This window comes from Micromonospora sp. NPDC050276 (assembly GCF_044459545.1).
Classification (GTDB): Bacteria; Actinomycetota; Actinomycetes; order Mycobacteriales; family Micromonosporaceae; genus Micromonospora.
Genome location: NZ_JBITJA010000011.1, coordinates 46957 through 60431, shown reverse-complemented (window position 1 = coordinate 60431; position 13475 = coordinate 46957). Strand labels below are relative to the sequence as shown.

Below are 13475 nucleotides of genomic sequence, written 5' to 3'. Positions count from 1 at the left end.
CGCTGCGCCCCCGAGGTGGTTCGCTACCTCGGGGGCGTGGCGGCGGGCAGCGAGTGGCAGGGCTGGGACGGCGGTGCTTCCCGGGGCGGTCGGTGGACCAGCACGAGGGCCAGCACCGCGCCCGCCACGAGCAGCCCGGCACACCACTCCATCGCGCCCCGGAACGCGTCGGTCAGCTCGGCCTTCTGCTCGTACCCGCCGCCGGAGAGCCCGACCAGCAGCGGCAGCGCCGCCACCGCGAGCAGGCCGCCGGCCCGGGACGCGGCGTTGTTGAAGCCGCTGGCCACCCCGGAGAACCGGTCCTGCACGGCGGCCAGCACCGACGCGGTCAGCGGTGCCACCACCAGGGTCAACCCGATGCCGAAGAGCAGCACCCCGGGCAGCACGTCCCGCCAGTACGACGCGCCCGGTCCGACGCCGCGCAGCAGCAGCAGGCCGACCGCGGCGACCACCGGCCCGATGGTCAGCGGCAGCCGTGGGCCGATCCGCGCCGACAGCGCACCGGCCCGGGCCGACCCGGCCAACAGCAGCAGGGTCATCGGCAGCAACGCGATGCCGGTGCGGAAGGCCGACCACTCGACCACGTTCTGCAGGTAGACGGCGAAGAAGAAGGTGAAGCCGCCGAGCGCCGCGTAGACGACCACGGTGAAGAGGTTCAGCACCGAGAAGAGTCGGCTGCTGAACAGCCCGGTGGGCAGCATCGCGGCGTCGCCTCGCCGCCGCTCCAACAGGATGAAGGCCACTGCGGACAGCAACCCGACCACTGCCGCGATCACCACCTCGGCCGAGTCGAACCCGCGGGCCGGCGCGTCGATGAGGGCGTAGGTGACGCCGGCGAGGGCGAGCGCTCCGAGCAGCGCTCCCGCCACGTCGAACCGTCGGTGGGCCCGACCCCGTCCCTGCGTCCGGGAGGCGCTCTCGTCCCGGCTCTCCGGCACCCAGCGGATCACGGCCAACACCACGAGCACGGCGATCGGCAGGTTGAGGAAGAAGATCCAGCGCCAGGAGAGCGTGTCGATCAGCCAGCCTCCGATGAACGGGCCCAGCGCGGTGGACACCCCGGACAGCCCGGCCCAGGCACCGATCGCCCGGCCCCGGTCGTCCGGGTGGAAACTCGCCTGGAGCACCGACAGCGACCCGGGGGTGAGCAACGCTCCGCCGGCGCCCTGGAGGAACCGGGCCCCGATCAGCCAACCGGTGCCCTGGGCCAGCCCGCACAGCACCGAGGCGGCGGTGAACCAGACCACGCCGACGAGGAAGAGGCGTCGCCGGCCGAAGCGGTCCCCGAGCGCGCCGCCGAGCAGCACGAACGCCGCCAGCATCAGCAGGTAGCCGTTGATGGTCCACTGGAGATCGGACACGTTCGCGCCGAGGTCCTGCCCGAGCTTCGGCAGCGCCACGTTGACGACGGTGCTGTCAAGGAAGACCATGCCAGAGGCGAGTACGGCGGCGAGCAGCGTGCCCCGGCCGGCGGTGGTCCCCATTCGGAGGGCGGACGCCGGTGCGGGTGCGGTCATCCCACCAATCTGCCTTGCATCATGTGGGAGACGCCACGAAACGCCGAAACCCTGCCCGGGTACTGTGCGCAATCGCCGGGAGCCCCCAAGCTGGAGAGGTGTCGTCTGTGCGTACCAGATCAGGACCGCGAGCGGCGGTGGCCGCGCTCACCGCGGCGCTGGCGCTCGGCGTTGCCGGTTGCGTCCCGCAGGATGAGCCGACCGCGCCGCCGCCGAGCGACGGCGGCAATGCCGCGGAGCAGCTGAGCGAGCTCACCGTCGCCACCGCCGGCTCGATGAAGGGCTACAGCCGGGAGCGCTTTCCGCACTGGCGGGACACCGGCAAGAACTGCGACGTTCGGGACAGCATCCTCCAGCGCGACGGCAAGGACGTGAAGCTCTCCGGCTGCAACGTGGTCGGTGGGCGCTGGGAGAGCGTGTACGACGGCCGCAGCGCCACCGATCCCTCCCAGGTGGACATCGACCACATGGTGCCGTTGGCCAACGCGTGGCGCTCGGGTGCCGACGAGTGGGACAACGCGAAGCGCGGCGATTTCGCCAACGACACCACCCGTCCGCAGCTCATCGCGGTTTCCGCCTCCTCGAACAGGGCAAAGGGTGACCAGGACCCGTCCCAGTGGAAGCCGGCAAACCGATCGTACTGGTGTAAATATGCCCAAGACTGGGTGACGGTCAAGCACTACTGGCGGTTGACGGTGACCAGCGCCGAGAAGGCCGCCCTGACCGACATGTTGGAGGGTTGTTCAGTGGGGAGCGATTCGTGACCGCCGCCGGGGAGAGCGGCCCGGCCGCCGCCGGGATGACCGCGGACGGCACCGCCGAGACTCCCGCCGCCGTGCCGGGTGCCGGCATGGTCGCCGATTCGGGCGGCGCGGCCGGCCCGCAGAGCCGCACCACCGACATCGTGCCCGGCCCCGGCGGCGTGATGACCGACGAGGTCGGTGTCGTCACCGGCGATCTGACGCTGCGCACCGAGTACGCGGACGGCAAGGTCACCCTGCGCGTGCAGTACAAGGACGCCGACGAGTGGTACGCGGTGACCGGCGCGTCGGTCGCGCTGACCGACCCGGCCGCGCTGGACGCGGTGCACGGCGTCGCGGTGGGGCTGCTGAACCGCCCCGAGGGCTGACCACCTCCGACACGGCGTCCAGGGGCCGCCCTGGACGGGACGGCCCCTGGCGGCGTCACGGGGTGGGGATCAACTCGCCCGGCGGATCGACCGGCCCGGTGCCCTCCGTGGGGCGGACCAACTCCACCTCGACCTCGTGCGGCCGAATCCGACCGGCGGTGATGTCCTCGGCGAAGTGGCAGGCCACCCGGTGCCCGCCGACCACGTCGCGTAGTTCCGGTCGCTCGTCGGCGCACCGGGTCGGCTGCGCCCACGGGCACCGGGTGTGGAACCGGCAGCCCGACGGCGGGTTGGTGGGCGAGGGCAGGTCGCCGGCGAGCAGGATGCGCTCGCGGCGGTCCTCCACCACCGGGTCGGGCACCGGCACCGCGGACATCAGTGCCCGGGTGTACGGGTGCATCGGCTCGCGGTAGAGGTCGTCGCTGGACGCCTCCTCCACCAGACCGCCCAGGTACATGACGCCCACCGTGTCGGCGATGTGCCGGACCACAGCCAGGTCGTGCGCGATGATCAGGTACGTCAGGCCGCGCTCGTTCTGCAGGTCCTCCAGCAGGTTGAGCACCTGGGCCTGGATCGACACGTCCAACGCGGAGACCGGCTCGTCGGCGACGATCAGGTCCGGGTTGAGCACCAGCGCCCGGGCGATGCCGATCCGCTGGCGCTGGCCGCCGGAGAACTCGTGCGGGTACTTGCCGAGGGCGGAGGCGGGCAGGCCGACCGCCTCCAGCGTCTCGCGCAACCGCCGGTTGGTCTCCACCTTGTCGCCGGCCAGCCCGTGCGCCTTGAGCCCCTCTACCAGCAGCGACTCCACGGACTGTCGTGGGTCGAGGCTGGAGAGTGGATCCTGGAAAATCATCTGCATGCGCCGGCGGGCTCGCCGCATCGCCTCGCCCTTGAGCGCGCGGACGTCGGTGCCGTCGAAGATGATCTCACCGTCGGTGGGTTCGACGAGCCGCAGCAGGCCCCGGCCCAACGTCGACTTGCCGCAGCCCGACTCGCCCACCAGGCCGTACGTCTCACCCTTGCGGATGCTCAGTGACACACCGTCCACCGCGTAGACGTACCCGACCGTCCGGTCGAAGAGCAGGCCACTCTTGATCGGGAAGTGGACCTTGACGTCGCGCAGCTCAATCAGGGGACCGGTCTCTTCGGTCATCGGACCGCCACCTCCTCCGAGACGGGGTTGTTGCAGCGGAGGTCACCGCCGCTGGCGGTGGGCTCCAGCGGTGGAGGCCCTTCCAGGCACGCGTCCACGACGTTGTCGCAGCGTGGCGCGAACGCGCACCCCTCCGCCCAGGGAATGTTGTCGGAGACCGACCCCCGGATCGCGTGCAGCCGCTCGCCGCGTGGTGAGTCGAGCCGGGGCACCGAGTTGAGCAGCCCGTGGGTGTACGGGTGCCGGGCGTGCGCGAACAGCTCGTGCCGTCGCGCCCGCTCGACGACCTTGCCGCCGTAGAGGACGTTGACGGTGTCGCAGAGCCCGGCCACCACGCCCAGGTCGTGCGTGATCATGACGAGGGCCGTGCCGGTCTCGTCGACCAACTGCTTGAGCAGGGTGAGGATCTGCGCCTGGATGGTCACGTCGAGCGCGGTGGTCGGCTCGTCGGCGATCAGCAGTCGAGGCTTGCAGGCCAGCGCGATGGCGATCAGCGCGCGCTGGCGCATCCCGCCGGAGATCTGGTGCGGGTACTCGCTGAGTCGCCGCTGTGGGTCGGGGATGCCGACCGCGTCGAGCAGATCCCGCGACTCCCGCAGCGCCTGCTTGCGGTCACGGCCCTGATGGCGCTCCAGCACCTCGGCGACCTGGACTCCGATCGGGATGACCGGGTTCAGCGACGACAGCGGGTCCTGGAAGATCATGCTGATCTCCCGGCCGCGCCGGTCGCGCATGTCGTCCGGCCGCAGCTTCAGCAGGTCGGTGCCCTCGAAGAGCACCTCTCCGGTGACCTTGTTCCCGCGCTTGGGCAGCAGGCCCATGATGGCCAGGCTGGTCACACTCTTGCCGCAGCCGGACTCGCCGACCAGGCCGACGGTCTGCCCCGGCTCCACCGAGAAGCTGACCTTGTCGACGGCGGTGAAGGGCCGCTCGCCGCGTCGCTGGAACACGACGCTCAGGTCACGGACGTCGAGCAGGCTCATCGAGTCACTTCCTCTCGCCGGCAGGCGCCGGCCGGGCTTGTTGCACGCACCGCTGTCACCGCCGGTTCTTCGGGTCGATCGCCTCGCGCATCGCCTCGCCCAACAGGGTGAAGCCGAGCGCGACCACGATGATCGCGAGCGCCGGGTAGTACGCCAACTCCGGGCGGACCTCGAAGTAGCGCTGACCGTCCACGCCGAGCATCAGGCCCCACTCGGCCCGGTTGATGTCCGGGTCGCCGAGGCCCAGGAAGGAGAGCGCAGCGGCATCCAGAATGGCCACCGCGAAGGTCAACGTGGCCTGCACGATCACCGCGGTCAGCGAGTTGGGCAGCATGTGCCGCAGCACGATGTTGCGCTCCTTGACGCCGAGTGCGCGGGCGGCGAGCACGTGGTCGCTCTCCCGCTGGGCCAGCATCGAACCGCGCAGCAACCGAGCGAAGATCGGCACACTCACGATGGCCACCGCGAAGATGACCGTCCACTGGCTCGATCGGCTGGCCATCGCGACCAGGGTGATCGCCAGCAGCAGGCTCGGCAGGGCCAGCATCACGTCGGTGAGTCGCATCAGCACCACGTCGACCCAGCCGCCGAAGGCGCCGGCGATCGCGCCGATGAGCACCCCGAGCGCGAGACCGATGAGGGTGGCGAGCACGCCGACGAAGAGCGTCTGCCGGGCGCCGTAGATCATCCGGGACAGGAAGTCCCGGCCGAGCGGGTCGGAGCCGAGCGGGAAGTCGCCGCTGGCACCGGGGATGGTGTCCACGGTGAGGTTCTTCGTCAGCTCGTCGAAGCGCTGCACCGGATCGTGCGGCGCGATCAGCGGAGCGAAGACCGCCATCAGGACGAACAGCCCGACGATGGTGGCACCGACGATGGCGACCGGGTTGCGCCGAAGCCTGCGCACGGCGTCCCGGACGAGGCTGATTCCGCCCCGGTCGGCGGCACTCGCCCGGGCCAGCTCGTCGAGCCGTGCCTTCTTGCGGTCACCGAGCAGGCCGATGCTGCGCTCGCTCATGCCGGGGCGCGGCTTGTCGTCCCCGCTGCGAGGGGCCGGCGTGCCGGCCTGGGTGGTCGGGTCACTCATCGCACACGCACCCTCGGGTCGATGAAGGCGTAGGAGAGGTCGACCAGCAGGTTGACCACCACGAAGACCAGCGCGGCGAGCAGAATGATCGCCTGGAGCACCGGGTAGTCCCGGCCACCGCTGATCGAGTCGGTGATCAGCGTGCCGATGCCGCCCCAGTTGTAGACCTTCTCGGTGAGTACCGCGCCGGAGAGGAGCGCGCCGGTCTGCAACCCGATGGTGGTGACCACCGGCAGCAACGCGTTGCGCAGGATGTGCCGGCCGCGGATGGTGCGGTGCCGCAGGCCCTTGGCCTCGGCGGTCCGTACGTAGTCCTCGTTGAGCACGTCGAGCACGCTGGCCCGGGTGATCCGGACGATCACCGCCAGCGGGATGGTGGCCAACGTGATCGCGGGCAGGACGAGGTGCCACAACGCGTCCGCGCTGGCATCGAACTCACGGGTGAGCAGGCCGTCAAGCACGAAGAATCCGGTGACGTTCGTGTTGTCCAGACCGGTGGTGAGCCGCCCCGACGGCGGGAACCAGTGGATGTTCTGGGTGAACACGTCCTTGAGCAGGTAGCCCAGGAAGAAGATCGGGATCGAGATGCCGAGCAGCGTGCCGGCGATGGTGAGGTTGTCCGGCCAGCGTCCCCGCCAGCGTGCCGCGAGATACCCCAGCGGAACGCCGAGACCAACGGCGATGATCATCGCGGCGAGGGCCAGCTCGATGGTGGCCGGGAAGGCGCGGCTGATGACCTCGGTGACCGGGTCACCGGTCCGGATCGAGTTGCCGAAGTCGCCTGTCACCACCCGCTGCATGAACTTGCCGTACTGCACCAGGATCGGCTGGTCGTAGCCGAGCGCCTTGGTCAGCAGGGCGCGGCGCTCGGGGGTGGCCCGTTCGCCGAGCAGCGCCTCGACCGTGCCACCGGGCAGATTCCGCAGCCAGATGAAGATCAGCGCCGACAGCGCTATCAGGGTCACCACCAGCTGGAGTAGCCGGCGGACTATGACTCGCAACATCTCTCACACACCAGACTCTCGATGGTCGCACGATCGGCCCGGGCCGGGAGAACCCCGGACCCGGGCCGATCACGCCTACGGCGTCAGCCGGAAAACGTCACTTGCTGACGCTGACCGTGTTGAACCGCTCGTCGGTCAGCGGGCTGGCAACCAGACCCTTGACATCCTTCGTGACGACGATCGCCGGCGGGGCATGCCAGACCGGCACGGCCGGCAGCCACTTGGCGGCGATGTCCCGGTTGACCTGCTCCCAGGCCGCCTTCTTGCCGGCGTCGTCGACGGTGGCGTCGGCCTTGGCGATGGCGTCGAACATCTCAGTCATCGCCTGGTCGCCGAACTCGGCCTTGGCCCGGCCGAAGAACGTGCCGACGAAGTTGCCCGGGTCGTTGTAGTCACCGGTCCAGCCGAGGATGTGCAGGTCCTGCTTGCCGAACTGCTGCACGTCGTCCTTGAAGCCACCGTTCCACGGGCGAGGCACACCGTTGACCTTGATGCCCACGGCCTGCAGGTCGTTGGCCAGGACGGTGAAGATCTCCTGCGGGTTCGGCATGTACGGCCGGGAGACGTCCGGCGGGTAGTAGAAGTTCAGCGTCAGACCCTCGGCGCCGGCCTCCTTGAGGAGCTGCTTGGCCTTGTCCGGGTTGTACTCGTACTTCTGCACGTCCGGGGCGTAGCCGAGCACGGTGTCCGGCAGGAACTCGTCGGCGACCTTCGCGCCACCCGGGCCCTTGGTCTGCACCAGCTGCTGGCGGTTGAGCGCGTAGGCGATCGCCTGGCGCACCCGCAGGTCCTTCAGCTTCGGGTTCTTCTGGTTGAGGCCCAGGTAGAGGATGTTGAACGCCGGGCGGTTGATGACCTGGAAGCCCTCACCCTCGAGCGCCTTGCGGTCGGCCGGGGCCGGGAAGTCGATGCCCTGCACGGTGCCGGCACGGAGCTCCTGCTTACGGGTGCTCTCGTCCTTGATGACCTTGATGATCATCTTGTCCACCTTGGCCTTCTCGCCAAAGTAGTCCGGGTTGCGGTTCAGGGTGATCTCGTTCTTGGCCTTGTCCCAGCCACCGAAGGTGAACGGGCCGGTGCCGACCGGGTTGGTGGTGGCGAAGGCGCTGTACTCGAACGAGTCGCCGTTCTGCTTCACCGTGTCGGCGTCGTACTTCTTCAGGGCGTCCGGGCTGGCGATCGAGAGCGAGGTCAGCGCGAAGGCACCCGGGAAGGCGCCCTTGTACTGGTTGAGGGTGACGATGGCGGTGCCGTCGTCCTTCGCCTCGCACTTGTTGTAGATCGGCTTGCCGGCGTCCTCGTTCTCGTTCTTCGCGAAGCCGCCGAAGACGTCCATGTAGTAGATCATCTGGGACTGGGCGGCAGCGCCCTTCATGTTGTACCAGCGGTCGAAGTTGAAGCAGACCGCAGCGGCGTTGAACGGCGTACCGTCGTGGAACTTCACGCCCTGGCGGAGCTTGAACGTCCAGACCTTGCCCTCGGGGTCGTGCTCCCAGCTCTCGGCCAGGCCGCCCTGCAGCTCGGCGGTGCCCGGCTTGTGACTCACCAGGGTGTCGAACATCTGCCGGACCGGCCGGAACGACTCACCGTCATCGTTGAAGATCGGATCGAAGTTCTTCGGGTCACCGGCACCCGCGAAGATGAAGGTGCCGCCAGTCTTGGCCTCGCCACTGTCACCGTCGCGATCGCTCTCCGCGCAGCCGGCCGCGCCGACCGCCAGTGCGGCAACGGCCGCGATGGCCACAGCCGTTTTTAGCCTTCTCGCCTGCATCTCTCACCTCTGTCATGCGGATGACCACACCGAGTTGTGGCTCGGTCCGTGTGCGGGAGGCTATGACATGTCACACGGGAAGCGGAACGGGCGTTAGGCAATCGCTATCAAGCCGACACCTTGCGCCGCGGGTCTGACAGTCGACGGTTCGGCGAATACATCGAGCGACACAAACCCGGGCGCCACGAAGCCAGCCGTCGAACCGCGCGCTGACGAACGTCGGGACGCTCAGGAGGGCGTCGGCTCGGGCGCGGGCGGTGGGCAGTCGGCCAGCCGCTCGACGACGGAACCCGCCGCGGCCGTGCCCAGGTCGTGGAAGGTCACGCGGTGGCAGGCCGCAAAGCTGCCCGCGCCGAACAATGTGCCGAAGCGGGCCGAACCGTACACGATCACCAACAGATCGGGCTGCCGGCGGACCTCCCGGATCTGCACCCCAGTGCCCTCCGCGACCGCCGCCAACCGGTCGTCGTTAGGTGCCGGTTCGCCGGCGGCGACCACCGCGGCCGCGTACGCCTGCGCGTCACGGGTCACGTCGGCTTCCGCCCGAGCCTCCTTCGCGCGGCTGTCCGCGGCCAGTCGCCCGGTCCCCACCTCGATCGCCACGGCGACGCCGACGATGGCCAGGGCCAGCACGACCATCAGCACCACCGGAGGCCGGGACCGCCCGACCGGCCGCCGTGTCGTCACACGCCACCTCCCAGAGGCACGCCGGTGGGTCCGCGCTCGTCACGCGGACCCACCGAACCACTCAGTTGTAGCCCACCGCCGACAATCGTGACGTCACGGCGTTGGAGTATGTCACCGCGCCGGTGTCCTTCGGGTGGAAGGAAGCCCGGCTGATGCAGACGTTCAAGCCGGCCGTGATCCAGCCGACGCAGGTCGCGTAGTCGTCATTGGCAACCATCCGGAAGTCGCCCTCACCCTCGGGACCGGCGACCACCCCGTTGATGTCGTCAGGTACGAGAATGTCGTGGCCGAGGTCGTACTTGCGGCACGTCCCGTGGTCGAGCATGCCCTCAACCATGTCGGTGAACTGCACCTTCCGCCCGGCCGCACGCGCCGTGTCGACCATGGTCCGCTGCGCGTCCCGCATGTAGATCGCCAACCTGTTGATCATCCCCATCTCACCTGCCGTGTACCGGCCGAAGACACACGAGTCCTGGTAGTAGCTGGCAAAGATCCGCGGATAGCCAACCAGCATGATCGTGGCGTTGGACGCCTTCGCGGCCACCGCGTCGATCAACTGACGCACCTCGAACTGCGCGCTGTCGATCCGCTGCTGCACCAACGTCTCGTAGCTGGCGGTGTCACAGGCCTCCTCCGCGCACTTGGTCATGGTGCCGGGGAAGTTGGCGTCGTTGCCGCCAGCCGACAGCAACACCAATGTCGTGTTGCCGTCCAGCACGCCGGACTCGATCTGGGACATCTCCCGGAACTGCCCCTCCGCCTCGTATCCGTAGTCACCGATGGCACTGGGTGGGTTCTGCCAGTAGCTCGGCGTACCCGTGCTTTGCATCTGGTCCGCCGTCGCCCCCGAGCAGCTGACGAACTGGAAGTCCAGGCTCTGGTCGTGGCTGGCAAGCCGACTGGAGATCGAACTCGACGAACCGGGAAGACGGGTCAACAGCGGCCACGCCTTGGTGCTCCGGCGGCAGGCGTTCCAGGCCCGGCTGCCGTAGTTGTTGTCCGTCTCGTAGTAGTAGCTGCCCACGCCCTCGCCAGAGCCGTACGAGTCACCCATGGCCACCACGAAGTGTCGGGGTTTGGCGCTCAGGGGGACGAACGCGAGGGCGTCCCAGGCCACGTCCTCGGTGCCGTTGCCGTCCTCGCTGATGTTGTTCAGCTCCACCGACTGGGCACCCGTGTTGGAGAACTGATACGTCCCGAGGGTCACCCAGCGGTGCGCCTCGGTCCGCGTGGGGATGTACCGGGTCTTCTGCCCCGACCCCGTGTTGATCACGTACTTCGCCTGCTGGGTGTGCGCTCCATGGTCGGGTATGTGCACCATGACCTTGGCCCAGCCGTTGAGTCGGGTGGTGGGCGTCCATCGCCCGGTGACCTTCTCCGGCGCCGTGTCGGCCTTTTGGGTGTGCGTGAACCAGAAGTGACCGCCGAAGCCGCCGCCGATCTGGTGGGTGTCCACCTTGCCGGGGTAGATGGTCACGTTGTTCGGCCCGACCCGGGACGGGTAGTTGAACGAGAACTTGCCCCCCGGCGTGTAGTCCCGTTGGCAGCCCTGCGGCCCGAGCGGGGAGGCACTGTCGATGTCGTCGATGATCAGCGCGTTGCTCGGCAGTCCGTCTCGGCTGCACTGCGAGTCGTAGATGCTGGAGCCGTACGGGCGGGGCTCGACGCTTGTGTATCGCCGGTTCTCCAGACCACAGTTGACCGAGCAGTCCGTCCAGGTGACCGGCGAGTGCCACCAGCACTTGAGGTCGTCCCGGGTGCACGGGCCCGGCTTCTCCGTCGGATAGTCGCCCGGCACCTCCGACACGTTCGGGTCACAGGCGTTCTGAGCCGGCACGCAGAAGGTGAACCGCTCCGGCTGGGCGACAAGCTTGTTGCGCTCCTGCGCGGTGGCGTACGTCGCGCTGTAGTTGCCGGTCTCGTAGTTGTAGCGGCGCAGCGAGGTGTAGGCGAAGCCCATCACCCGCTCCGGATACGACCAGTGGTTCGGGTGCTTGGCATTGTCGTAACCGACCTGGTCGTCGACGGGCGGGGTGGCGCCCGGCACGTCCAGCGGCTGGGTCAGGAACATCTTCCGATCAGCCGGGTAGTTGGGGTTGGAGGGGTTGTTGGCCCAGCCCACCCCCCAGGGCAAGGTGGGGCTCTGTGGGATCTGGCTGTAGAAACCGGTGTTGTACGCCCAGATGGCGAACCACCAGTTCTCGATGTACCTCGGGTCGCCGTTGTTCGCGATCAGCCCGGCGTTCCGGGTCTGGTTCCACTTGTCCTGCAGGATCCGCAGGCCGGCTGCAACGTTGACGGTGTAGTCCAGTGCCACCGCCTTCTGCTTCGTCGCGTCCCACTGCACGCCCGCCAGCCACTGGTCGGTGTCACTCTTCTTCATCCCCGACGTCACCTGACCGACGCCATAGCCACAGTCGGTCTTCGTCCAGTCAATCTTGGTGTAGTCCGGGCTCATCAGATCCAGCCCGTAGTAGCCCAGGCTGGTCAGCGGGTTCCCGGCCAGACCGTCCACGACGTGGAAACTGGCCTGCCACAGGTTCGACTCCTGCGCCAGGATCCCCAGGAACACCTGCGCCGGCACGTTGCCGCCGCCGGTGAGCGTCATCGACGGGAACATCCCCTGCGGCGAGTACGCCGGCAGGCCGTTGTTGGCCCAGTTGGCCGCCCGCTGGAAGGTCAACTGCCCGCGTACCGCCAGGTCGGCCGCCCACTCCACCTGCTCACGGGTCGGTTGGTACACCTGGATGGCCGGATCGTTGCGGCGCACCGCGCAGGAGCCGTCGAGGTCGTACGCCACGGTCTCCGGACTGGGGTCGGCGAAGGTGGTCGCGTTGCCCGTCCTGCCCGCGCCCGCCGCCGGAGCCGCCCGCCCGGTGCTCCCACTCGGCAGCACCGTGAAGGCGACCTCACCGCCCGAACGCAGCCGGGCTGTGATGTCGACCCGGTCCGTCCGCCCGTCGCTCGGCGCACCCCCGATCGACCCGGCGGCCTCCCGACCGGTGACGGCCCTGCTCACCACCAGGTCACCGGTGCGGGAGACGTCGCTGTCAGGCAGCGCGTCGATCGTGCTCCACCCGGCGGGCAGGCGCTTGCCGACGAGCCGGCCTGCGGCCTGGCCGCCCACGGCGAAGACTCGACCGTCGCCACCGGCACGCAGCTTGACCGTGCCCGTCGGGACAGTCGCCACCGAAGCCAGCTTGCCGCCGGACATCCGCGTGAGATCGACCTCGTCCCCCCGGGCCACCTGGAGGGCCACGTCCCGGCGACCGTCCGCCATCAACCGGAACGGCGACCCGCCGGTCCGGAGGGTCGCCCGGACCGCCCCTCGGCGGTCGAGGGTGAGCAGAGCGTCGCCCTTGGCCGCGACGATCTCGTCACCGACGGGGATGGCCGAGGTGAGCTGACCAGGCGACACCATCTTCTGGGCGGCGGCCGGCTTGCGGGTGTCCACTCTGGCCAGCGTGGTCCGCGCCGCCGTTCCGGCCCGCTTGGATGCCGGCAGCTCCAGGCGGGACAGCACCGCGGCCTCTCCCGCCCCACAGCCGGGATTGTGATAGGCCAGGGAGTAGCGCTCAGGCAGCTTGGTGACAGCGCCCGTGTCCAGATCGATAACCGCCGCGAAGGCTCCCGCGTTGAGCAGGTTCTCCCGGTTCGTGAATTCACGCGGCGCGTAGACCGCCACCGCGCGTCGACCGGAGCCGGTCAGGCAGACCTGCCCGATCCACTGGTCCGTCGGCAGGCCGGGCTCACCGAGCGTGGCGGCCGTCCGCCAGCGGTACGCCTCCTTGCCGTCCGCCACCAGCACGTGCAGACCGGTTTCGTCGGACGAGGTGGTGACCACCCGGTCGGCGGAACGCCGCCAGGTGGTGCCGAGCCGCCGGTCGGGATCGATGACCCGGTCCGGGTCGGCCGGTCGGGTCGGGCCAGCCGGTCGGGTCGGGCCAGCCGGTCGAGTCGGGTCAGCCGGTCGGGTCGGGTCAGCCGGTCGGCCAACGGTGGTCGACGTGGAGGGGACGACGGAGGCGGCCGAGGCCGCCTGTGGGGACGGAACCAGCGGCGTCAACACCGCGAGTCCGAGTAGGGGAGCCAGGAACCGGCGCACGGCGACCTCCGTCGCGGAATGCGGGAGAGAAGAGTCCAC

General features: G+C 69.2%; 10 protein-coding genes. 2 read left to right on the top strand and 8 right to left on the bottom strand.

The window, feature by feature from the left end; translation table 11 throughout:
• Positions 1-23: 23 nt before the first annotated feature.
• The gene (locus ACIBF8_RS23460; protein ID WP_396785611.1) at positions 24-1517 is read right to left on the bottom strand and encodes an MFS transporter; all 1494 of its coding nucleotides are present in this window, start codon (positions 1515-1517) and stop codon (positions 24-26) included.
• A gap of 107 nt (positions 1518-1624) precedes the next feature.
• Between ACIBF8_RS23460 and ACIBF8_RS23455 the strand changes: the two genes are divergently transcribed.
• Entirely contained in the window at positions 1625-2281 is a 657-nt protein-coding gene (locus tag ACIBF8_RS23455; RefSeq protein ID WP_396785609.1) for an HNH endonuclease family protein, read from the top strand.
• Positions 2257-2646, top strand: a complete 390-nt coding sequence (locus ACIBF8_RS23450) for a hypothetical protein (protein ID WP_396785608.1) — start codon at positions 2257-2259, stop codon at positions 2644-2646. Before ACIBF8_RS23455 ends, ACIBF8_RS23450 begins: the two co-directional genes overlap by 25 nt.
• Before the next feature lie 55 nt (positions 2647-2701).
• On the opposite strand, the gene ACIBF8_RS23445 is transcribed toward ACIBF8_RS23450, so the two are convergent.
• The 7 genes from ACIBF8_RS23445 to ACIBF8_RS23415 form a co-directional block, all read right to left on the bottom strand.
• Positions 2702-3802: an ABC transporter ATP-binding protein gene (locus ACIBF8_RS23445; RefSeq protein ID WP_396785607.1), complete on the bottom strand. Its 1101-nt coding sequence runs from the start codon at positions 3800-3802 to the stop codon at positions 2702-2704.
• Positions 3799-4785 (bottom strand): ABC transporter ATP-binding protein, encoded by a 987-nt coding sequence (locus ACIBF8_RS23440; protein ID WP_363612336.1) that lies wholly within the window; start codon positions 4783-4785, stop codon positions 3799-3801. Before ACIBF8_RS23440 ends, ACIBF8_RS23445 begins: the two co-directional genes overlap by 4 nt.
• 55 nt (positions 4786-4840) lie before the next feature.
• On the bottom strand, positions 4841-5800 hold the full coding sequence (locus ACIBF8_RS23435) for an ABC transporter permease (protein WP_396785811.1): 960 nt from the start codon (positions 5798-5800) through the stop codon (positions 4841-4843).
• 65 nt (positions 5801-5865) lie between these two features.
• Positions 5866-6873 carry an ABC transporter permease gene (locus ACIBF8_RS23430; RefSeq protein WP_396785606.1) on the bottom strand — a complete coding sequence of 336 codons (1008 nt, stop codon included), beginning with the start codon at positions 6871-6873 and terminating at the stop codon, positions 5866-5868.
• Between the two features lie 97 nt (positions 6874-6970).
• The gene (locus tag ACIBF8_RS23425) at positions 6971-8644 is read right to left on the bottom strand and encodes an ABC transporter substrate-binding protein (protein ID WP_396785604.1); all 1674 of its coding nucleotides are present in this window, start codon (positions 8642-8644) and stop codon (positions 6971-6973) included.
• Positions 8645-8872: 228 nt separating this feature from the next.
• Positions 8873-9331, bottom strand: coding sequence for a hypothetical protein (locus ACIBF8_RS23420; RefSeq protein WP_396785602.1), 459 nt, complete (start codon positions 9329-9331; stop codon positions 8873-8875).
• Positions 9332-9392: 61 nt separating this feature from the next.
• Positions 9393-13436: an SGNH/GDSL hydrolase family protein gene (locus tag ACIBF8_RS23415; protein ID WP_396785600.1), complete on the bottom strand. Its 4044-nt coding sequence runs from the start codon at positions 13434-13436 to the stop codon at positions 9393-9395.
• Between the last annotated feature and the right edge of the window lie 39 nt (positions 13437-13475).